General features: G+C 69.7%; 19 protein-coding genes. 8 read left to right on the top strand and 11 right to left on the bottom strand.

Annotated features, from left to right (window positions below; all coding sequences use genetic code 11):
• Window positions 1-27 precede the first annotated feature (27 nt).
• Window positions 28-1,119, bottom strand: coding sequence for a prolyl aminopeptidase (gene pip / locus HNQ67_RS10555; RefSeq protein ID WP_183255150.1), 1,092 nt, complete (start codon window positions 1,117-1,119; stop codon window positions 28-30).
• Between the two features lie 186 nt (window positions 1,120-1,305).
• On the opposite strand from pip, the gene HNQ67_RS10550 reads away from it, so the two are divergent.
• Complete coding sequence (locus tag HNQ67_RS10550) at window positions 1,306-2,853, top strand: bifunctional GNAT family N-acetyltransferase/carbon-nitrogen hydrolase family protein (RefSeq protein ID WP_183255147.1); 1,548 nt, start codon at window positions 1,306-1,308, stop codon at window positions 2,851-2,853.
• A gap of 4 nt (window positions 2,854-2,857) precedes the next feature.
• On the opposite strand, the gene HNQ67_RS10545 is transcribed toward HNQ67_RS10550, so the two are convergent.
• The 5 genes from HNQ67_RS10545 to chpT all read right to left on the bottom strand — a co-directional run bounded on the left by HNQ67_RS10545 (window position 2,858) and on the right by chpT (window position 7,468).
• Window positions 2,858-3,307 carry an FAS1-like dehydratase domain-containing protein gene (locus tag HNQ67_RS10545; protein ID WP_183255145.1) on the bottom strand — a complete coding sequence of 150 codons (450 nt, stop codon included), beginning with the start codon at window positions 3,305-3,307 and terminating at the stop codon, window positions 2,858-2,860.
• Window positions 3,304-5,202: a M20/M25/M40 family metallo-hydrolase gene (locus HNQ67_RS10540; protein ID WP_183255143.1), complete on the bottom strand. Its 1,899-nt coding sequence runs from the start codon at window positions 5,200-5,202 to the stop codon at window positions 3,304-3,306. The genes HNQ67_RS10545 and HNQ67_RS10540 overlap by 4 nt, the downstream gene beginning before the upstream one ends.
• A 329-nt stretch (window positions 5,203-5,531) precedes the next feature.
• On the bottom strand, window positions 5,532-6,347 hold the full coding sequence (locus HNQ67_RS10535) for a CheR family methyltransferase (protein ID WP_183255141.1): 816 nt from the start codon (window positions 6,345-6,347) through the stop codon (window positions 5,532-5,534).
• Between the two features lie 4 nt (window positions 6,348-6,351).
• Window positions 6,352-6,723 (bottom strand): response regulator, encoded by a 372-nt coding sequence (locus HNQ67_RS10530; RefSeq protein WP_183255139.1) that lies wholly within the window; start codon window positions 6,721-6,723, stop codon window positions 6,352-6,354.
• Between the two features lie 94 nt (window positions 6,724-6,817).
• Window positions 6,818-7,468, bottom strand: a complete 651-nt coding sequence (gene chpT, locus HNQ67_RS10525; RefSeq protein WP_183255137.1) for a histidine phosphotransferase ChpT — start codon at window positions 7,466-7,468, stop codon at window positions 6,818-6,820.
• Between the two features lie 90 nt (window positions 7,469-7,558).
• Between chpT and cysQ the strand changes: the two genes are divergently transcribed.
• Window positions 7,559-8,344, top strand: coding sequence for a 3'(2'),5'-bisphosphate nucleotidase CysQ (cysQ, locus tag HNQ67_RS10520; RefSeq protein ID WP_183255136.1), 786 nt, complete (start codon window positions 7,559-7,561; stop codon window positions 8,342-8,344).
• Window positions 8,345-8,521: 177 nt separating this feature from the next.
• On the opposite strand, the gene HNQ67_RS10515 is transcribed toward cysQ, so the two are convergent.
• The 5 genes from HNQ67_RS10515 to HNQ67_RS10495 form a co-directional block, all read right to left on the bottom strand.
• Window positions 8,522-9,730 (bottom strand): hypothetical protein, encoded by a 1,209-nt coding sequence (locus tag HNQ67_RS10515; RefSeq protein WP_246347551.1) that lies wholly within the window; start codon window positions 9,728-9,730, stop codon window positions 8,522-8,524.
• Between the two features lie 137 nt (window positions 9,731-9,867).
• Complete coding sequence (locus HNQ67_RS10510) at window positions 9,868-11,499, bottom strand: peptide chain release factor 3 (protein ID WP_183255133.1); 1,632 nt, start codon at window positions 11,497-11,499, stop codon at window positions 9,868-9,870.
• Window positions 11,500-11,843: 344 nt separating this feature from the next.
• Window positions 11,844-13,415 carry a tetratricopeptide repeat protein gene (locus HNQ67_RS10505; protein ID WP_183255131.1) on the bottom strand — a complete coding sequence of 524 codons (1,572 nt, stop codon included), beginning with the start codon at window positions 13,413-13,415 and terminating at the stop codon, window positions 11,844-11,846.
• Between the two features lie 66 nt (window positions 13,416-13,481).
• Window positions 13,482-13,862, bottom strand: a complete 381-nt coding sequence (locus HNQ67_RS10500; RefSeq protein WP_183255129.1) for a hypothetical protein — start codon at window positions 13,860-13,862, stop codon at window positions 13,482-13,484.
• A 118-nt stretch (window positions 13,863-13,980) separates the two neighbouring features.
• Window positions 13,981-14,331, bottom strand: a complete 351-nt coding sequence (locus tag HNQ67_RS10495) for a DUF1491 family protein (protein WP_183255127.1) — start codon at window positions 14,329-14,331, stop codon at window positions 13,981-13,983.
• Window positions 14,332-14,387: 56 nt separating this feature from the next.
• On the opposite strand from HNQ67_RS10495, the gene HNQ67_RS10490 reads away from it, so the two are divergent.
• From HNQ67_RS10490 to flbD, 6 genes are all read left to right on the top strand, one after another.
• Window positions 14,388-15,248 carry a hypothetical protein gene (locus HNQ67_RS10490; RefSeq protein ID WP_221247847.1) on the top strand — a complete coding sequence of 287 codons (861 nt, stop codon included), beginning with the start codon at window positions 14,388-14,390 and terminating at the stop codon, window positions 15,246-15,248.
• Between the two features lie 136 nt (window positions 15,249-15,384).
• Complete coding sequence (fliF, locus tag HNQ67_RS10485; RefSeq protein WP_183255126.1) at window positions 15,385-17,025, top strand: flagellar basal-body MS-ring/collar protein FliF; 1,641 nt, start codon at window positions 15,385-15,387, stop codon at window positions 17,023-17,025.
• A complete protein-coding gene (gene fliG, locus HNQ67_RS10480; RefSeq protein WP_183255124.1) occupies window positions 17,025-18,062 on the top strand; it encodes a flagellar motor switch protein FliG in 1,038 nt (345 codons plus the stop codon). Before fliF ends, fliG begins: the two co-directional genes overlap by 1 nt.
• 1 nt (window position 18,063) lies before the next feature.
• Window positions 18,064-18,732, top strand: a complete 669-nt coding sequence (locus tag HNQ67_RS10475) for a FliH/SctL family protein (protein ID WP_183255122.1) — start codon at window positions 18,064-18,066, stop codon at window positions 18,730-18,732.
• Complete coding sequence (gene fliN / locus HNQ67_RS10470) at window positions 18,732-19,064, top strand: flagellar motor switch protein FliN (RefSeq protein ID WP_168045029.1); 333 nt, start codon at window positions 18,732-18,734, stop codon at window positions 19,062-19,064. The genes HNQ67_RS10475 and fliN overlap by 1 nt, the downstream gene beginning before the upstream one ends.
• 36 nt (window positions 19,065-19,100) lie before the next feature.
• Window positions 19,101-20,498, top strand: coding sequence for a sigma-54-dependent transcriptional regulator FlbD (flbD, locus tag HNQ67_RS10465; RefSeq protein WP_183255120.1), 1,398 nt, complete (start codon window positions 19,101-19,103; stop codon window positions 20,496-20,498).
• The last annotated feature ends 1 nt before the right edge of the window (window position 20,499 follow it).

Below are 20,499 nucleotides of genomic sequence, written 5' to 3'. Positions count from 1 at the left end.
GGAGCCTGACCCTTGGGCCTGCGTAGTCTAGGCGTCGAGCGGGTCGAGGCCGTCCATGACGGCGGTCAGGGCGATCACCGTCTGGCCCTCGAGCGCGCTGTGGCCGGCGTTTGTCTTGATGAAGGTGCGGACCGGCGATCCGGCCGCCTCGAGCGCCGCCACCAGGGTGGAGGCCTGGGCCAGCGGGGTGACCTGATCAAAGCGGCCGTGGACGATGTGGATATCGATGCCCGCCAGGCGGTGGACCTGATCCAGCACGTAGCCGGGCTCGATGAAGAGATCGTTGGCGAAATAGTGGGCCTCGATCTGCGCGAAGCTCAGGGCGAAATCCGCTTCGGCGTTCTGGCCGGGATCGGCGGTCGGCGGCACGGTGTAGGAGATGACGCCTTCCCAGACCGACCAGGCCAGCGCCGCCGCCAGTTGCGCGGCGCGCCCGGCCTCGCCGGGATTTCTGGCGTCGAAGATCGCCTTGTAGGCGGCCATCATGTCCCCCCGGTCCTCGGGCGGGATGACCTCGACAAAAGCCTTCCACTCGTCCGGATAGGCGACGTAGCTGCCCGGCCGCGTCAGGGCGAACGGCTGGTCCGCCCAGGTCCCGGCGTTGCCCTGATACATGTAGAGCAGGTCTTCGCGTTCGCCCAGGAAGATGCCCCGCAGGACCAGCGATGCGACCGCCTCCGGGTGGCGGATGGCGTAGACCAGCGCCAGGGTGCTGCCCCAGCTGCCGCCGAACACATGCATCTTCCCGGTGATGTCCAGGGCCTGCCGGAGGCGGTTGATGTCGGCGACCAGTTCATCCGTGGTGTTCTTCGCCAAGGCCGCGTCCGGCCCGTCGCGCGCGACATTCGGCCGGCTCTTGCCGCAGCCGCGCTGGTCGAACAGGACCACCCGGTAGCGCGCGGGATCGAAGAACCGCGACAGCACCGGCGAACAGCTGCCGCCCGGCCCGCCGTGCAGGAACATCACCGGCTCCCCGTCCGGATTGCCGTACTCCTCCCAGTAGAGCGTGTGATCCGGCTCCTGATCGACCGGCAGCATCCCCGATCGGCGCGGGTCTTTCTGGGGATAGCGCCACTCGTCAGTGACCTTGCTCGTGGTCTGGAGTCTGGCGAAATCCATGGCGTCGTCCTTCCTGGCGGAGCGTCGGGGGGGGGACCTGAAATGCGGAAAGAGTTTCAAAGCCCGGCGCCAAAGCGGTCGTTTCCCCCCGAACGCATGTCACCCTCTCCCATAAATGGAGACCTGACACGAATGAACCAGACCCGCCCCCATTGATCCCCAAGCGTCGCCGTGCGTTCTGCCCCCATGACCAAAACCTCAAAACCCGCCGTCCTCACCATTCGCAACGCCCGCCTGTCCGATGTGGACGCGATCACCGCCCTTGTCGCCAAGGTGTACAAGACCATGCCGGCCTATACGCCGGGAATGCTGAGGGGGCAGATCGCGGCGTTTCACGACGGGCAGTTCATCGTCGAATACGACGGCGAGGTCGTCGGCTACGCGGCCGGGTTCCGCATCGACGAGAAGACGGCCATGGCGCCGCACACCTGGACCCAGATCACCGGCGGCGGCTATGCGGCGCGGCACGACCCGGTGGGGGAGTGGTTCTACGGCATGGAGGTGTGCGTCGATCCGGACCGCCGCCGGCTGCGCATCGGCCAGCGCCTGTATGACGCCCGCCGGGACCTGTGCGAGGCGCAGAATTTGAAGGGCATCGTGTTCGGCGGGCGGATGCCCGGACTGGCGCGCAAGAAGTCCACCTATCCCACGGCGACCGAATATCTGGACGCGGTGACGGCGCGGAAGCTGAACGACCCGGTGATCGGGTTTCACCTGCGCTCGGGCTTCGAGCCGATCGGGGTGCTGGAAAACTATCTGACGTCGGACACGGCCTCGATGGGCCACGCGGCGCACATGGTGTGGCGCAATCCCTATTACGCCGAGGCGACCGGCAAGGGGGCGGCGTTCACGACCAAGGAGACGGTTCGGGTGGCGACGGTGCAGCTCCAGGCGCGCAAGGTGTCGAGCTTCGACGAGTTCATCCACAACGTGGAATATTTCGTCGACGTGACCTCGGACTACCGCTCCGACTTCGTGGTGTTCCCGGAGCTGTTCACGCTGCAGCTGCTGTCGCTGGAGAAGAAGAAGCTGACGCCGGCCGAGTCGATCGAGCACCTGACCCGCTACACGCCGCGCTTCGTCGAGGCCCTGCGGAAGATGGCGGTGTCGTACAACATCAACATCATCGGCGGCTCCCACCCGACCCAGACCGACGACGGCGACATCCAGAACGTGGCCTATGTCTTCCTGCGCGACGGCTCGGTGCATGCGCAGGAGAAGATCCATCCGACGCCGAACGAGCGGCACTGGTGGAACATCAAGGGCGGTGACATGGTCCACGCCATCCCGACCGACTGCGGGCCGATCGGGGTGCTGATCTGCTATGACTCGGAGTTCCCGGAACTGGCGCGGCGGCTGGTCGACGAGGGTGCGCGGATGCTGTTCGTGCCGTTCTGCACCGACAACCGGCAGGGCTATCTGAGGGTGCGGTACTGCTCGCACGCCCGGGCGATCGAGAACCAGTGCTATGTCGTGCTGTCGGGCAATGTCGGCAATCTGCCCAATGTCGAGAACATGGACATCCAGTACGCCCAGTCGTGCATCCTGACGCCGTGCGACTTTCCGTTCGCGCGGGACGGGGTGGCGGCCGAGGCGTCGGAGAACGTCGAGACGGTGACGGTGGCCGACATCGACCTGTCGGACCTGGCCTGGGCCAAGTCGCAGGGCACGGTGCGCAACCTGCGCGACCGCCGCTTCGACCTGTACAAGACGGTGTGGACCGACGGGGGGTGAGGCGTCAGGCGGCCGGGCGGCTCCAGGCGACGATGCCGAGGTTGGATATCTGAACGGGCTCGCCGTGCTGGTTGCGGGTCTCGTTGCGGGTGCGGACCATGCCGCGGTCCGGCCGCGACTTCGACGGGGTGATCGCCAGCACCTCGATGTGGACCGTCAGCGTGTCGCCGGGCCGGGTCGGGCGCGGCCATGTGGTCTCGCCGCCGACGCCGATCAGGCCGCCCGCGAACGGCAGGCCGTCGACCAGCAGCCGCATGCTCAGCGCCGCCGTATGCCAGCCGCTGGCCGCCAGCCCGCCGAACAGGCTGTCGCGGGCCGCCTCCTCGTCGAGGTGGAAAGGCTGGGGGTCGTAGTCGCGGGCGAAGGCCTTGATGGCCTCGGTGGTGACCGTGACCGATCCGGTGGTGAAGGTCTGACCGAGGTGGAGGTCTTCCAGATAGAGCCTGGCGATCACCCCGGGTTCCCTTCGGCGGCGGGCGGTTCGGCCGGCATGGGCTCGGCGATGCGGGCCCCGGCCGAAACCGCCGCGCCCAGCGCCAGCACCGCCAGCGCCGCCATCAGCCACGGGCGGGCCGCGCCGCGCTCCGGCGCCAGCGGCCTGACCAGCATCAGGCCCAGCAGGCCGAGCAGCACCAGCACGCCGGGCATGTCCATGCCGATGCCGAGAAAGACCGGGTGCGACAGGCCGACCAGCCAGGCGCCGCCGGCGGCCGCCGCGACGGCGATCGGGACCAGCGAGCGGACGCGGGTCAGGCCCGGGTCGACCAGGCTGGCCAGCGCCGCCGCGACGGCCGCCAGCAGCCCCGGCCACAGGAACAGGAAGGCGGTCTCGGGCGCGGCGGCCTGGGCCGCCAGGCCGAAGACCAGCACCAGGCCGATCAGGCCGATCCAGCCGCCCCAGACCGTCCGCGCCGCCAGCCCCGGAGCCAGCGACAGGCCGATGGCGACCAGCGCGGCGACGATAACGACCGGGTTGTTGAATCCGCCCAGGACGAGGGCGACGACCCCGCCCGCTGCGAGGGCGAGGGCGGTTATGCGCCGGTCGGGACGTGTCCGCCCGCCCAGTACGGCCATGGCGAGGGCGAGCACCGTCAGGGCCGCGCCGGCCTCCATCCACGGCAGGCGGCCCAGCAGGGTGTAGTAGGCCTCGGCGCTGTCGGCGCGGCCGGACATCGGCCCCGCCAGCGTCCGCACCGCCTGGGTCAGGACCAGACCGGCGGCGACGAACCACACGCCGTCCAGCGCGCCGCGCCCGGCGTCCGCCAGGGTCAGCCCGGCCCGCGCCTGCGCCCGCCACGCCGCCCCGCCGAGCAGGACCAGCGCCAGCGCCAGCAGGCCCCAGCCGGCGGCCGGCGGGTGGCTGATGATCGTTCGACCGAACAGATCGGCGTAGACGGTGTTGGCGGTTCGGGCCGGCAGGACCCCGGCGCGAAGCAGGGCGTCGGCGCTCTCCAGCGCCTGCGAGCCGATATGCTGGACCGCGCCCCGGTCCAGCATATCGGGCGGGGAGTCGCCATGGTACTGAGCCGGCCGGCCGATGAAGGCCAGGTTCAGTCCCTGGACGCCGCGATCCTTGGGAATGGTGAAGTCGGTGCCGTTGGGCATCCGCTCGTAGACGAAGCCGGCCAGAGAGTTGGCGGTGACGCCGCCGTCGGCGCGCGCGCCGGCCTCGCCGAAAAGGGCGATGGTCTCGGCGTTGCCGCGCCCGGTCTCGAACATCATGGCCCGCCCGCCGCCGCCCCGCGCCTCGAGATTGACGACGGCGCCGATGCGGTCGCGCAGGGGGTGGCCGCCCCAGAAGATCCGCGCCCCGTCGAGGCCGATCTCCTCGGCGTCGGTGAACAGGATCACCAGGGTTCGGTCCGCCGGGCCGCGGGCCTGGATGGCGCGGGCAGTCTCGAGAATCGCCGCCACCCCCGCGGAATCGTCCGCCGCCCCGGCCGACATCGGCACGGTGTCGTAATGGGCCATCAGGGCGACAGCAGGCAGGGCGGGATTGCGCCCCGGCAGCACGCCGATCAGATTGGTCGCGGTGAACGCCGCCGCCTCGGGGTCCCCGCCCATGCGGCGCAGATAGCGGGCCGAGCCGCGCGAGATCGGGCCGCTCTGGGTCGAGACCTGCAGCCCCAGGTCGCTCATCCGCTGCTGCAGATAGAGGCGGACCCGGCCGTGATCGGCCGAGCCGACCGGATGCGGCCTCTGGGCGATTGCGCGCACGTCGGCCATGGCCCGTTCGGCGGAAAAGGCCGTCGCGGGCGCGTTGACGCCGGCCGGCGCCGGAACCTGCAGGGACAGCACCCCGACCAGCAGCGCGAGCGCCAGCGATCCGACCAGCCAGAACAGCCGCATGAGACATCCTCCCCGATGACAGGGCGAGCCTAGCGGCGTCGGCGGTCCGCGTCACCCGGGCGGGGGGCTGGGTTTCGGGTCAAGGATTGGTTAGAGGCTGCATCCTGTGCGGAGATGCGTGAGGAGGGCGACCCGGTATGTTCAAGGCTCTGAAGGCGATCGTCCGTCAGTGGCGCTGCCGCCGACACCGCTGGCGTCCGGACCGGCGCCGGCCGGCTGGAGAGTGGTGCGATCTGTGCGGCGCACGTCGGAGAGCTTCTGAAGGTTGACGTCGACCGGCCGACGGCGGTGTCGGCCGGGGCTCATCGGTTCCAGAAGCGGGGCCGAGCCTAGGCCGCCCGACGCAGCGCCGGCGGAGACTTCACGAACAGGCCGGGGCGACCGGCGACCGGGCGGAAGGCGATGCTGTCGCCCTCGAGGACCTCTTCGACGCCGAGGAACAGGCAGCCGTCGTCGACCAGCCGGCGCTCGAGATTGTCGAGAACCTGACCGCGCCGCGCCGGCTCCATGTCGCCGAGCACATGGCGGCAAAAGATGACGTCGAAGCGGTGGTCGTCGGTGGGCGGATCCAGAAGATTGGCGCGGGCGAAATGGGCCACGGCGCGCAGCTGCGGCTTGGCGATCCAGTTCTCTTCCGTCTGGTCGAACCAGGTCAGCATGGTCCCGGCCTTCAGGCCGCGCTGGATTTCGAAGCCGGTATAGGCTCCGGAGCGAGCCTTCTCGAGCGCCCGCTGCGACAGGTCGGTCGCGACGATCTCGACCGGGAAACCGGCCTCGAGCGCGCCGATGGCCAGGGACCAGGCTTCCTGGCCGGTGGAACAGCCCGCCGACCAGACCTTGACCGGCGCTCCGCCGCGCGCCGCGGAAAGGGCTGGAAGCAACTCGCCGGCGAAGGTGTCGAAGGTCGGCCGGTCGCGGCGGAACCAGGTCTCGGGATTGAGCAGGGCCTCGATCACCGCCCAGGCCAGGGCCGCCACCGGCTTGGCCCACAGCGAGGCCAGCATGGCCTCGACGGTCTCATAGCCCTCGCGCCGCGCCAGCGGTCCCAGCCGGTGTTCGGCCAGCTTCATCCGGTCGCGGGTCAGCCGGAAGCCGGCGCGCGACGCCATCAGGGACTGCAGGCGGTCGAAGGCTTCCGGCGACATGGGTTCAGACGGCCCCCACCTCAGCGAGTTTCGATGTCAGGATCTCGCCGTCGAACGGCTTCATCACATAGTCGTCCGCGCCGGCGGACAGGGCCTCGGCGATGCGTTCGGCGCGGGTCTCGATGGTGCAGAACAACACCTTGGGGCCGGCCCCGCCGGCCAGGGTGCGCAGCCGGCGCAGGAAGGTCAGTCCGTCCATCACCGGCATCGACCAGTCCAGCAGGATGACCTCGGGCATGACGCCGCTGCAGAAGGTCAGGGCCTCGGAGCCGTCTGCGGCCTCGTCGACCTCGAAGCCGAGACCCTCGACGATGCGGCGCGCGACCTTGCGGATGATCCGGCTGTCGTCGACGATCAGGCAGGTTCTGGGGGTCAAGGACGGGTTCCAGCTACATACGGCGCCCGCGCGCACGTTATCCTTATCATCGCCGCGACCCGGTTAATGACTCCTTGGGAAACCGGCTTAAGCGTCAGTTAGGCATGTGGACCGTCAGGGCCACGCGGCCCTCGTCGGTCTCGACCGCGAGTGAGCCGCCGGCGTCTCGGGCGGTCAGCCACAGCCAGTAGGGCTGGATCCATTGCCCGGGCAGGCCCTCGCCCAGCGGCTGTCCCGCCATGCCGGCGATGGCCTCCGGCTTGAGGCGGGCCCGCGGGCCCTCAGCCACGCCCGAAATCCTCAGGCGCTCGCCCCGTTCGCTCGAGATCGTCGCCACGCCCCCTGAGGGCAGGGCGGCGACGGTCAGATAGGCCAGGTTCACCAACGCCCGGGCCTGGGCCTTGCTGTAGTCGCCGCCCTCGACCCGCCACTCCAGGGTGGCCCGCCCGCCTGCGGTCAGGCCGGCGACCAGGTCGCCCAGATCGGCGCCCGAGAACCGCTCGGCCGAGGTGGACGCTCCGAAGGCGACGCGGGCGAAGGCGACCAGCGCCACCATCTTCTCCGCGCTGGCCTCGATCAGCCCCATGGCGTCGTCGCGCATGTCCTGGGCGGTCGGGTCCTTGAGCAGGTCGAGGCCGGAGCTGATCGCCCCCGCCGGGCTGATGAAGTCGTGGCACAGCTTGCCGGCGACCAGCGCCGCGAGCGCCTGGCCGTCGGGGAGGGGGGAGAAGGCGGTGTCGGTCATCGGGCTCGAAAACAACAGGTGATCGGTTGCGCGGACGCTGCCCTGATTTGCCGGTTCTTCAAACCGTCGCGATGGTCTATCGGAGCGCCTATGAGCAGCCGACTGACTTCCGACCTCGCCTCGGGCGCATTGACCGAGGCGCTGGCCGACATCGCCGAGGACGCCGCCCGCGTCATCCTGCCCTACTGGCGCAATGGGGTCGTGGCCGAGGCCAAGGCCGACGACAGCCCCGTGACCCGCGCCGACCGGGAGGCCGAGGCCCTGATCCTGGAACGGCTGGAGGCCCTGTACCCCGGCGTGCAGACCGTGGCCGAGGAGGCCGCCGCCGCCGATGGGGTTCCGGCCGAGGCTGCCGACTGGTTCTGGCTGATCGATCCCCTGGACGGCACCCGCGGCTTCATCGAAGGACGCGAGAGCTACACCGTCAACATCGCCCTGGTGCGCCGGGGCGCCGTGGTCGCCGGCGTGGTCACCGCGCCGGCCACGGCCACCACCTGGCGCAGCGGCAAGCCCGGCGAGGGCGCCTTCCGGCGCCGCTTCGGCGAGGCCTGGCAGGCGGTCAAGGTGCGCAACCGCCCGGCCGCGCCGATGGCCCTGCTCAGCCATTCGATGACCGACGAGGAGGCTGATCGCCTCGCCTCGCGCCACGGCTGCGTGCAGTGGCAGGGCACGGATTCATCGCTGAAATTCTGCCTGATCGCCGAGGGTCGGTTCGACGCCTATCCGCGCACCGGCCCGACCTCGGAATGGGATACGGCAGCGGGCCAGGCGGTGCTCGAGGCCGCCGGCGGCCGGGTCATGGCCGAGGACGGCCAGCCGCTGCGCTACGGCAAGCCCTGTTTCGCCAACGGCGGGTTCGTGGCGCTGGGGGGGTAGGTCCTGGGGCTTAGGGCTTAGGGCTTAGGGAGTAGGGAGTAGGGAGTAGGGAGTAGGCAGAAAGGGTCAGGAATGTCTTGCCGCCTTCGCCGCCCGAGTTCAGCCAGCCAAGCCCTAAGCCCTAAGCCCTAAGCCCCAAGCCCCAAGCCCTAAGCCCTAAGCCCTAAGCCCTAAGCCCTACGCTCCAACCTCCGGCGTCGCCAGCACGGCGCGCCGCATCAGCGCCGGCGCGCCCCATTCGCGGGCGGTCTCGATGGCCTCGGCCAGCATCAGCCCGACGGCGCGCGGCTCCGTTCCGGTCAGACGGCCCCTGGCCATGGCCAGATGGGCCATGCCGATCTGGTCGGCGGCCCAGTCGAGCGGCTCGGTCCTGGTTCCGGCCGACAGCCGGCGGCGGATCACCGCCTCGAGACCGGTCAGCGCCTCCACGTCGCCGGTGGACTCGGCCAGAACGGCCTCGGCCGCCAGCCGCCGTTCGCGCGCCAGGGCGCCGAGGATCAGCCCCGGTTCGCGACCCAGGGCTTCGGCCTCGGCCAGCAGCAGCAGGGGCGTATCGCCCCCGGGTTCGGCGAGGCGCACGGCGATCCAGTCGAGCGGGCTGTGATCAGGCGTGAACTGGTCGGCGGCGGCCTCGAACAGCTCGCGGCCCTGCATCCGGGCCGCGTCGGAGCCGGCCAGATCGGCGAGGGCCATCAACCCGGCCCCGGCCAGCGCCAGGGCCCGCGCCCGGGTCAGGGGCCGATAATCGGGCGAGGCCGACTCGACCAGCGCCCGGAGGTCGCGCCCGGCCTGATCCAGCAAACGGGGATCCCGCCGCGCCACGCCCGCTTCCAGCGCCAGTCCGGCGCGGTCCAGCCGCAGCTCGTCTGCGGCGACGGGCGGCAGGACCTTCGCGCCGTGCAGTGCCGCGTCCAGCAGCGCCGCCGCGTCGAGCAGACTGGCGGGCAATCCCGACAGCCGGGCCCGCCGCGCGCACAGCCGCGCGTGCAGCGCCGCCGCCGCCGCCCGGGTGACGGGCCGCTCGGCCGTCAGGGACTGGGCGTCGGCCAGGGCGGCCGTCAGCGTCGCCGGCCCGCCGAACAGGTCGAAGCGCAGCAGATGGATCTCGCCGGACTCGATCGCGGCCGCCGCGGTCTGGTCGGGCGTTGTGGTGTGCCGGGTCGCTTCCGAAGCGCATTTCGCGGCCCGGTCGAGGCTCTCGCGCCGTCCGGTCCGCCGGGCGTGTTCGCGCCACAGGCCGGACGCCCTGAGCCAGCTGTCGAACGGCCGGGTGCAGGACACGCGGCCGGCGTCGATCGCCTCGCGGCGCGCCTCGGCCTCGACCAGGTCGGCGCCGATCAGCTCCAGCCAGCCGAGGTCGTCGCTCTCGCGCGCTTTGTCGAACAATTTCCTCAGGTCCCGGCCGAATTCAAACATGGGGTGACCCGCGCTCCGTCCCGCTTCGGGACTGACAGTGGTCCCTATCGCGTGCATTGCAAACGCAGCGCCGCGAGGGTGGTTCGGCTTGGCCGTGGGGGCGAGCCCTACCCCCGCTCCTTCGTCTTCGTGAAGGCCACGTTCGGGAAGCGCTCCATGACATAGCCGGTCTCCCAGCTCGACTTGGCGAGGAAGACCGGGTCGTCGTCGATGTCGCGGGCCATCTGGCCGCGGTATTTGCCCATGAAGTCTTCGAGGTCCCCCTTGGCCCCACCGATCCAGCGGGCCTCGGCCCAGGGCGAGGGTTCGAAGATGACCTCCAGCCCGTATTCCTCGCCCAGCCGGTCGGCCATGACCTCGAACTGCAGCTGGCCGACGGCGCCGACGATGAAGTCACTGCCCACCTCGGGCCGGAACAGCTGGGTCACGCCCTCCTCGGCCAAGCCGTCCAGCGCCTTCTTCAGGTGTTTGGCCTTGAGCGGATCCTTGACCCGCACGCGCTGGAGGATTTCGGGGGCGAAATTGGGCAGGCCGGCGAAGCGGATCAGGCCGCTCTCCGACAGGCTGTCGCCGACGCGCAGCACGCCGTGGTTGGGAATGCCGATGACGTCGCCGGCAAAGGCGTCTTCGGCCAGTTCGCGGTCCGAGGCGAAGAACATGATCGGGGCGTTGACCGACAGCTGCTTGCCGGTGTTCTGCACCTTCAGCTTCATGCCGCGCTGGAACTTGCCCGAGGCCATGCGGAACATGGCGATGCGGTCGCGGTGGTTGGGGTCCATATTGGCCTGGACCTTGAAGACGAAGCCGGTGACCTCGGTCGAGCCAGGTTCCACGGTGGTCGCGACCGGCTCGGCGGGGTTGCGGGTTCCGGCGGGCGGAGCCTTGTGCGCCTTCATGGTCTTCGGCGGCGGGGCCCATTCGCCGATGGCGGCGAGCAGTTCGTCGATGCCGAAATGGCGCAGGGCCGAACCCCACAGCACCGGCGTCATATGGCCCTCGAGGAAGGACTGGCGGTCGAAGGCCGGATAACCGCCCTCGACCAGTTCCCGCGCCTCGACCAGGGCGGCGTGCTCGCCCTCCTCGAAATATTGCGCGGCCTCGGCCAGCGGCAGGGCGTCCGGATGCGGCACGTCCTCCGCCGAACCGGCCGGCTTCTTCGCATAGGGCTGGAAACGGCCGGTGCCCATCTCGACCATGCCGCGCAGGCGATTGCCGCTCTCGGCCGGCCACCAGATCGGGGCGGGGTCGAGCTGTAGCCGGCTGGCGATCTCGTCCAGCAGGGCCATGGGGTCCTGGGCCTCGCGGTCCAGCTTGTTGATGAAGGTGATGATCGGAATGTCGCGCAGGCGGCAGACCTCGAACAGCTTCAGCGTCTGCGGCTCGATGCCCTTGGCGGCGTCCAGCACCATGATGGCGCAGTCGGCGGCGGTCAGGGTGCGGTAGGTGTCTTCCGAGAAGTCCTCGTGGCCCGGGGTGTCGAGCAGGTTGAACATCTTGTCGTTGTGCTCGAACGTCATCACCGACGCCGAGACCGAGATGCCGCGTTCCTTCTCGATCTTCATCCAGTCGGACTGGGTGCGGCGGTTTTCGCCGCGCGCGCGCACGGCCCCGGCCGCGCGGATGGCGCCGCCGGCCAGCAGGATGTGCTCGGTCAGCGTGGTCTTGCCGGCGTCCGGGTGCGCGATGATGGCGAAGGTCCTGCGGCGCAGGGCCTCCTGTTCGAGGGTCAGTTTCGACATGGTCAATCCCTTGGGCCGCGCGAACTAGCGCGGCTCCGCGGAAAAGTCACCGATGCGAGGGCGAAAGCCCTCGCGAGGGAGCGGCGGCAGTTAGCGTGTGCGCGCCCGGATGTCACCCGACGGGAATACGCCCTCGAGCCGAAAGGCTTTCAGAGTCAGGGTTCCCGCGAGCGGGACGGTCCGGTCACGCACCCGGTCGCCGCGTCCGGAGATACACGGACCGGCCATGGCTCACGACCATCCCGTCGACCCGCGGCTCCGAGGGGCGGCCCTCATCCCGCCATCAGCCTGATCGTCGGCTTCGGGCTGATCGCCTTGGGCGCGGCCCGTGTAGCATGGGGTGTTCAACGGGCTGGTCCAGGCGGCGGGGGGGGCGTCTCCTCGCCTTCGCCCTCAGGCTCGCCTTTGTCTTCGCCGGACCCCTCAGCGGAGGCGGCCTCAAGCTCTTCGGCGCTGAGCGGCTGCTGTCTATTCTCCGCGCGCTCCATCAATCCGGCGGCCATGTCGGCGGCCCGGCCGCCGTGGGCGGCGTTGGCCAGCGGCCGCAGCAGGATGACCGCCTCGTCGAACTCTTCGGCCTGCATCAGGGCGTTGGCGTATCCCAGGCGGATCGTGGCGAGCTGGGGGGCGAGCTGAAACGCCTGATCCCAAGTCAGGAGGTCGTTCTCGCTCGGATAGCTGTCATCAGCCTGCCGGGACTCTGCGAGCAGCTGCAGGGTGTAGTACTGGCCCGGATCGACGGTGTAGGCCCGGGCCAGGTAGCCGCGCGCCTGCCTCATCAGGGGAATCGTCTCTCCGGGTCGCTCGCGAGCGAGACGGGTGAAGCGGGTCGCCATCAGTTGCAGCGCCTCAACGTTCTCGGGTTCCCGCTCCAGAAGCCGGGTCAAGATGGCTTCACCGGCGTCGGGATCGCCGAAGTGCAGTTCGGCATGGCCGAGCTGAAGCAGGGCGAACGGATCGTCGGGGTGGCGGGCCGCGAGACGGCGCACGAGGTCGGCCGTCTCGGCCCGCTGGTCCTCGGAGACACCGACCTTGAGCCGCTGGCCGATGAGCAGGAGGTCATCCGCAGAACGGGGCAACCGGGTGACCGTCACCGGGGTTTCGGGGAAGTCGGCGGTATAGGTTTCGATCGTGAGACGCCGGTAGCGACGAAGCTGCTGCCGAAGCTGGTCCATCGTCAGACCGGTCGCCCTCTCCATGGCGGCGACGGACTCCTCGCCCTGCTGAATATCCATGATGTAGGCGGCAAGTTGGGCGCGGCGGATGTCGTCGCTCATGAACCAGTGCGTCATCAGCCACGCCACCGGATAATAGCTGGCCTGGTGGGTTCGGCGCACTTCGCCCACGCGTTTGGTCAGCAGGTCTTCCAGCGGCAACCAGGTCGCGTCGAATAGACCGTAGACACGGCCCTCGTTGTAGCCGCCGATCCTGACGCTCGTCTCCGAGATTTCCGCGGTCATGAAATACTCGGCGAGGCCTTCCAGCAGCCAGGCCGGGTAGCCCGCCGTCGACGCCAGCTGATAGCTGAAATGGTGAAAATACTCGTGGAACAGGTAATCCTGTTCACGATCATTGAAGGCCGCCGCGAAGATGTCCTCACCCACCGGAAAATAGGTCCCGGCCACGTTCGGGCCGGTGCGTGGATTGATCTGAAGAATTCCTGACCGACCATTCACCAGATAGATCGGCAGCTTTCGTCCGCCTGTGGCCGTCGGCAGGCCCATGCGCTGGCGCAGAAGGAAGTCGTAGATCTCCAGATTGCGCACGTAGCGGCGGAGATGGTGCTCGCTGCCCTGCGAGTAGACGATGAAACTGGGGCTTTCGGCCCGCCGCCAGTCGGCGTGAACAGGGCTCGCGGCGGACGTGAAGAGAATCGCGATCGCAAACAGGATCGCGCGCCTGAAGCCCGTGAACATCGTTACCCCTCCATCAGAAGGGACAACCTACCGTCGGCGCGCGGTGCGGTTCAAGCCTTGTGGTTGTTACGCCGCCAGACGCATCCACACCGCCTTGTCGGCGGCGACCGCGTCGAGCTTGCCCTTCGAGGCGCGGGTCTTCAGCTGGCGCATGACCGGCTCGGGCAGGGCGCAGAACTGCGGCTCGACCAGATCGGGATCGCAGGCCGCGGCCGGGGCGGCGAACAGGGCGGCGTTGATCTCGGGCGAGCGGTCGTGAATCATCCACGCCAGACGGCGCGCCCGTTGCGGGTCGTTGTGATGCAGCAGCGGGTCCTCGGCGAACAGCTCGCAGCCCAGCGTCAGCACATAGTCGAAGCCCAGCTTCTCGAAACGGCGCGCGTCGCCGGGCGTGACCGGGCAGGCCTCGTCCAGGTCGAACACAACGTCGTTCAGAAGAAAGAGCATCGAGGAAACCCACCATCATGTCGGGCTCATTGCGGCCCGTTGCATGTGACCATAGGCGCCCACGCTTGCGGTTCCGTTCCCGAACGCAGTTAAGGATTTCGCACTGGCCGGAGCGCCGTTAACCCCCCGGTTTGATCTCGGGCTCTGACACCTTCTCCGTAATGAAATGCCGCCCCTCGCGGTCTTCGATCTCGATGATCCAGAGGTCGGGGTCGTAGCGGATCTGGCGCTGGAGATAGTCGTCGAGCTCGCTCTCGAACTCGCTCTCGACCGGCTGCATCCAGAGCCGTTCGCCGTCGGGTCCGAAAGCCTCACTATAGAGTCTGGCGCGGCGGTTCGACGTGTCGAAGGTCTTGACGATGACCGTTCCGGCCCGCGCGTCGCCCTTTCGCGCCACCGTGGCGAAGGCCCCGGCCAGTTCGGCGCGGCGGATCAGGGCGGCGGCCCACAGGTCGGTGGAAAGAAGCAATTCGCTAACCCTGATCGGAAACCGGACCGGAACGCGTGATGCGTAGGGTGCGGTGCATGACGATAGGCCAGAACGCCGCCGCCGCCAAAGCCGTCCTCCTCGCCGCCGCCGTGCTGGCGACGTCGGCCCCGGCGTGGGCGGGGCCCGCCGACACCTATTACGAGCGCGCCTTTGTGGTCGCCGCCGACGCCCGCTGCGACCTGTTCGACGACCGCGTCGACGCCGCCCTGACCGCCGCCACGGCCCAGGCGCGCGGCGCGGCCCTGCGTTCGGGCGCGGCCGAGGCCGAGCTCAAGGCCGTGGCCGCCCGCGCCGTCGCCCGCGCCGGCGCCGTATCCTGCCGCGATCCGCAGCTGGCTGTTGTCCGCGAGCGCGTCGACGGCGCCTTCTCGGGCTGGGCCCGCACCCCGCGCATGAGCTTCCCCGGCAAGGCCCGCCCGTGGGTCGCCGACCGGAACGCCTGGAGCCGGCCGGGCTGGCGGCTGATGCAGGCCTCCCGCGTCGGCGCCTCGCCGGTGACCTTCGGCTACGGGAGTGAGAGTGAGGCGCCCAGCCTGACAGCCGTGGTCTCCTTCGTCGGCCGCTCGCGGCCGAATGCGGCGCGGATCGTATTTCGCGACGAGGCCAAGGCCCCGCGCGCCTGGCTGACCGGCAATGGTCTGGCCCCCGCTCCCTCGCGCGCCAGCGTGTGGGCCACGGGCGTCGCCGCCGCCGACGTCGCCCTGCTGGCCGAGGGCCGGCGCGCCGGCGACGCCTGGCGATTCCCGGCCGCCGCCGCCGACCGCCTGGCCGGCCTCGACCCGCGCGAAACCTTCCTGATCGAATTCCATTTCCGCGACGGCAGCGTGGCCCGGGCGCCGTTCGAGGCGGGCGACTTCGCCGCCGGCCGCGCCTTCATGGCCATGGGGCCGCTCTAGGGCTGCGCCGGATCGCGCCAGCGCCGCCATACAAAACCGCCGCTCGCCCTGACTCTTAACCGCTCGTTTACTACGCAGGCGGCAGTTTCTGCCTAGCGGGCGTGTTCGGTCTCCCGCGAGTATCGGGGCGGAACGCGTGGGCGGCTTCACGGCGGCGTTGCAGAGATTCGGGATCGGTCGCCTGACCGTGGTGCTGGGCGTCGCCGCCGGCGTCGCGGCGGTGCTGGTCGCGGTCATGCTGCGTATCGGCCAGGCTCCCGACGCCCTGCTCTATTCCAACCTCGATCTGCGCGAGGCTTCCGAGATCACCACCGCGCTGGACAGCGCCGGCATCAAATACTCCTCCAGGGGCGATGGCTCGACCATCTTCGTCAGCCGCGATCAGGTCGGCGAAGCCCGGCTGCTGGTCGCCGGCAAGGGTCTCGTGACCTCGGGCAGCGTCGGTTACGAGATCTTCGACAACCAGTCGGTGCTGGGCCAGACCGAATTTCAGCAGAACCTCAACGAAAAGCGCGCCCTCGAAGGCGAACTGGCCCGCACCATCATGAATATGCGGGGCATCACCTCGGCCCGGGTGCTGATCGCCCTGCCGTCGCGCCAGCTGTTCCAGACGGCCTCGGCCCCACCGACCGCCTCGGTGGTGGTGGGCGTCACCGGCGGCGGCCTGACCGGCGCCCAGGTCCAGGCCATTCGCAACGTCGTGGCCTCGGCCGTGCCCAATCTGAAGCCCGAGAAGGTCACCCTGACCGATACGGCCAACCGAACCCTGGCCGCGGGCTCGGACGACGCCGGCTTCAGCGCCGCTTCGGCCGATGAGGCGAAATCGTCGACCGAGGCCCAGCTGCAGGCGCGCATCAAGGACATCGTCGAGGGCGTCGTCGGCGTCGGCGCGGCCCGGGTTCAGGTCACCGCCGACATCGATCACAGCCGCTCGACCACCCAGGAGCAGCGTTACGACCCCGACGGCCAGGTCGTCCGCTCGACCTCGACCAACGGCTCCGAGAGCGCCGACACCACCGGCGTCAACGACGGCGGGGCGACGGCGACCAACAACATCCCGGGCGGGGCCGAGGCCGGCGCCACCCCGATCGGTTCGCGCGACACCCAGAACACCGAGACCACCAACTACGAGATCTCCAGCACCACCACGACCACCATCAAGGAGGCCGGCGAGGTCAAGAAGCTGGCCGTGGCCGTGGCCGTCGACGGCAAATACGCCCCGCCCGCCGAGGCCGGCGGCGAGCCGGTCTATACCCCGGTGTCGGAAGAGGACCGCGCCAAGATCGAGGCCCTGGTCAAGGCGGCCGTCGGCTTCGACGCCGAGCGCGGCGACGTGGTCCAGGTCACCGCCCTGCGCTTCAACCGCGATCTCGCCGCCGTCGGCGGGGCGGAGGCCGGATCGTCGCTGTTCGACTTCACCAAGAACGACCTGATGCGCGGCGTCGAACTGCTGGTGCTGCTGATCACCGGCGTGCTGCTGATCTTCTTCGTGCTGCGCCCGCTGCTGAAGAGCGCGACCGGCGGTGGGGCCCAGGCCGCGTTGGCCGGGCCCGCCGGACCCGCCGTGACGCCGCTGCAGGCCACCATGATGGCCGCCGGCGGCGGGCAGATGGCCCAGCTGGCCGGTCCCGCGCTCTCCGAAATGGAGCAGCGGCTCGACATCGCCCGCATCGAGGGTCAGGTGAAGGCCTCCTCGGTCAAGAAGGTCGCCGACTTCGTCGAGAAACATCCTGACGAGTCGACCTCCATCCTGCGCAGCTGGGTGCACGAAGGCTGATGTCGCCGCGGCTCGTCACCAAGAAACCGGCGGTCGAGGACATCAGGAAACTGACGGGCCCCGAGAAGGCCGCCGTCATCCTGCTGTCGCTCGGCGAGGACCACACCCGGCTTTGGCAGAGCCTCGACGAGGACGAGATCAAGGAGATCTCGCAGGCGATGGCCTCGCTCGGCACCGTCGCGGCGCACGTGGTCGAGGAACTGATGGTAGAGTTCGTCTCGGGCATGAGCGGCTCGGGCGCGGTGATGGGCAGCTACGAGCAAACCCAGCGCCTGCTCGCCGCCTTCATGCCGGCCGAGCGGGTCGAAGGCCTGATGGAGGAGATCCGCGGTCCCGCCGGCCGCACCATGTGGGACAAGCTCGGCAATGTGAACGAGGCCGTCCTCGCCAATTATCTGAAGAACGAATACCCGCAGACCGTCGCCGTGGTCCTGTCCAAGATCAAGGCCGACCACGCCGCCCGCGTCCTGACCAGCCTGCCCGAGGATTTCGCCCTCGAATGCGTCCAGCGCATGCTGCGCATGGAGCCGGTGCAGCGCGAAATCCTCGACAAGATCGAGCAGACCCTGCGCACCGAATTCATGTCCAATCTGGCCCGCACCTCCAAGCGCGACAGCCACGAGATGATGGCCGATATCTTCAACAGCTTCGACCGCCAGACCGAGGCCCGCTTCATCGGCGCCCTGGAAGAGCGCAACCGCGAGGCGGCCGAGCGCATCCGCGCCCTGATGTTCGTGTTCGAGGACCTCTCCAAGCTCGATCCCGGCGGCATCCAGACCCTGCTGCGCGCCGTCGAGAAGGATTCGCTCGGCCTGGCGCTGAAGGGCGCCTCGGAATCCCTGCGCGACCTGTTCTTCTCGAACATGTCGGAGCGCGCCTCCAAGATCATGCGCGAGGACATGGAGACCATGGGGCCGGTGCGTCTGAAGGACGTCGACCAGGCCCAGATGGCCATGGTCCAGGTCGCCAAGGACCTCGCCGCCAAGGGCGAGATCATGCTGGCCGGCCAGGGCGCGGACGACGAGTTGATCTACTGACATGACCGCTCAACCCGTCAGCACCCCGTTCGTCTTCGACACCGAGTTCGACGCCTCGGGCGTCGTCGTCCAGGCGTCGGCCTTCCGCCCGACGAAGCGCGCCTGGAGTCCGGAGGAAGTCGAGGCCCTGCTGGCCGACGCCCGGCTGGAGGCGCGCAACGCCGCCCTCGCCGAGGCCGCCAGCCTTCAGGCCATGGCCCTGTCGGCGATCGGCGAGGCCCTGACCGCCGCCGTGCCGTCCCTGACCCGGATCGCCATCGCCCACCGCGAGCAGTCAGCCGAGCTGGCGCTGGCCGCCGCCCGCGTCGTCGCCGCCGCGGCGTTGGACCGGTTCCCGACCGGGCCGCTGCAGGCGGCGCTGGAGGCGCTCGGTCAGGAAATCGACGCCGCGCCCCGCCTCGTTATCCGCTCGGGCCCGCTTGACGACGCCAGCCGCGCCCACGTCGAACGGCTGTGCGCCGACGCCGGCTTCACCGGCGTGGTGGCCTTCCGCGAGGACGCCGATCTGCCGGTCGCCGCCTTCCAGCTGGAGTGGGCCGACGGCCGCGCTGAATTCGAACCCGGGGCCGCCTTCGCCCGCATGCGCGAGGCGCTCGACTCCGCCCTCGCAGCCGAGGCCGGCCACGCTGAAATCCTCACCCCCGAACCGACAACGGAAGGGAGGCCGTAATGGCGTCCGACACCATGGCCCTGGAGGAGTTCGCCGACTCCACCGCGATCACCGTCAACGACGAGGCGACCGACAAGACCGCCAGCGACCTGGCGCCGGTCTTTGACGTGCCCGTCAACATCTCCGCCGTGCTCGGCAAGGCGCACATGTCGGTGGCCCAGCTGCTCAAGCTGAACCGCGGTTCGGTGCTGGAGCTGGACCGCAAGGTCGGCGAGGCCATCGACATCTTCGTCAACAACCGGCTGGTCGCTCGCGGCGAGGTCGTGGTGGTCGAGGACCGTCTCGGCGTGACCATGACGGAGATCATCAAGACGGAAGATTCCGGCGCCTGATCGGCAGCCGGTTGTAGAGATTAGAGGAGAAGACCGATGCGGCTTCTGGTGGTTGGCAGGCTCAGCGGACAGCTGGCGACGGCGGTGAAGATGGCCATGGCGCACGGCGCCAAGGTCAGCCACGTCGAGCGCGGCGACCAGGCGACGGAACAGCTCCGGCGCGGGCAGGGAGCCGACCTGCTGATGGTCGACTATCGGGTCGATATCGCGGCCCTGATCGCGGCCAACGAGAACGAGCGCATCCATGTGCCGGTGGTCGCCTGCGGGGTCGACGCCGACGCCACGGACGCCGCCAACGCCATCCGGGCCGGCGCCAAGGAGTTCATCCCCCTGCCGCCCGAGGCCGATCTGATCGCCGCCGTCCTGTCGGCCGTCGCCGACGACGAGCGCCCCATGATCTCGGCCGATCCGTCGATGAAGGCCGTCCTGCAACTGGCCGATCAGGTGGCGCGGTCCGAGGCCTCGATCCTGATCACCGGCGAAAGCGGCGTCGGCAAGGAGGTCATGGCCCGCTACCTCCACGCCGGATCGAAGCGGTCGGAGCGCCCCTTCATCAGCGTCAACTGCGCCGCCATCCCCGACAACCTGCTGGAATCCGAGCTGTTCGGCCACGAGAAGGGGGCCTTCACCGGCGCCATGGCCCGCCGCATCGGCAAGTTCGAGGAGGCCGACGGCGGCACCCTGCTGCTTGACGAAATCTCCGAGATGGACGTCCGCCTGCAGGCCAAGCTGCTGCGCGCGATCCAGGAGCGGGTCATCGACCGCGTCGGCGGGACCAGGCCGGTGTCGGTCGACATTCGCATCATCGCCACCTCGAACCGCGACCTGGCCAAGTCGGTCGCCGAGGGGAGCTTCCGCGAGGACCTGCTCTACCGCCTCAACGTCGTGAACCTGCGCCTGCCGGCCCTGCGCGAGCGGCCGGGCGACATCGCGGTGTTGGCCGACCACTTCGTCAAGAAATACGCCGCCGCCAACGGCGTGCCGGTCAAGCCGATCTCGGCCGACGCGAAGCGCGCCCTCGTCTCGCACCGCTGGAACGGCAACGTCCGCGAGCTGGAGAACGCCATGCACCGCGCCGTGCTGCTGGCGGTCGGGCCGGAGATCGACGTCGACGCCATCCGCCTGCCGGATGGCCAGCCGCTCAGCGCGGGCGCGCACGGCGCCGCGGTCCATGACGCCGGCCCCGCCGGCCGCGCCGCCCATGTCGCCGACGCCGTCACCCGCGCCCACGTCGGCCAGACGGTGGCGCAGATGGAGAAGACGCTGATCCTCGACACCCTGTCGCACTGCCTCGGCAACCGCACCCACGCGGCCAACATCCTCGGCATCTCGATCCGCACCCTGCGCAACAAGCTGAACGAATACGCCGACGACGGGACCTCGATCCCGGCGCCCCAGTCCGGCGTCGCCGCCTCCGGCTACGCGGCCGCCTGAC

Origin of the sequence: Brevundimonas basaltis (assembly GCF_014202075.1) — a bacterium.
In the GTDB taxonomy this organism is placed as follows: Bacteria; Pseudomonadota; Alphaproteobacteria; order Caulobacterales; family Caulobacteraceae; genus Brevundimonas; species Brevundimonas basaltis.
The sequence above is the reverse complement of the archived record's forward strand: the minus strand, read 5'-3'. Positions and strand labels throughout refer to the sequence as shown.

Bases quoted from the DNA above. Each gene is read 5' to 3' on its own strand.
- pip (WP_183255150.1), bottom strand. From the start codon at position 1,119: ATGGATTTCGCCAGACTCCAGACCACGAGCAAGGTCACTGACGAGTGG.
- HNQ67_RS10550 (WP_183255147.1), top strand. From the start codon at position 1,306: ATGACCAAAACCTCAAAACCCGCCGTCCTCACCATTCGCAACGCCCGC.
- HNQ67_RS10540 (WP_183255143.1), bottom strand. From the start codon at position 5,202: ATGCGGCTGTTCTGGCTGGTCGGATCGCTGGCGCTCGCGCTGCTGGTC.
- HNQ67_RS10535 (WP_183255141.1), bottom strand. From the start codon at position 6,347: ATGTCGCCGGAAGCCTTCGACCGCCTGCAGTCCCTGATGGCGTCGCGC.
- chpT (WP_183255137.1), bottom strand. From the start codon at position 7,468: ATGACCGACACCGCCTTCTCCCCCCTCCCCGACGGCCAGGCGCTCGCG.
- cysQ (WP_183255136.1), top strand. From the start codon at position 7,559: ATGAGCAGCCGACTGACTTCCGACCTCGCCTCGGGCGCATTGACCGAG.
- HNQ67_RS10510 (WP_183255133.1), bottom strand. From the start codon at position 11,499: ATGTCGAAACTGACCCTCGAACAGGAGGCCCTGCGCCGCAGGACCTTC.
- HNQ67_RS10505 (WP_183255131.1), bottom strand. From the start codon at position 13,415: ATGTTCACGGGCTTCAGGCGCGCGATCCTGTTTGCGATCGCGATTCTC.
- HNQ67_RS10500 (WP_183255129.1), bottom strand. From the start codon at position 13,862: ATGCTCTTTCTTCTGAACGACGTTGTGTTCGACCTGGACGAGGCCTGC.
- HNQ67_RS10490 (WP_221247847.1), top strand. From the start codon at position 14,388: ATGACGATAGGCCAGAACGCCGCCGCCGCCAAAGCCGTCCTCCTCGCC.
- fliG (WP_183255124.1), top strand. From the start codon at position 17,025: ATGTCGCCGCGGCTCGTCACCAAGAAACCGGCGGTCGAGGACATCAGG.
- HNQ67_RS10475 (WP_183255122.1), top strand. From the start codon at position 18,064: ATGACCGCTCAACCCGTCAGCACCCCGTTCGTCTTCGACACCGAGTTC.
- fliN (WP_168045029.1), top strand. From the start codon at position 18,732: ATGGCGTCCGACACCATGGCCCTGGAGGAGTTCGCCGACTCCACCGCG.
- flbD (WP_183255120.1), top strand. From the start codon at position 19,101: ATGCGGCTTCTGGTGGTTGGCAGGCTCAGCGGACAGCTGGCGACGGCG.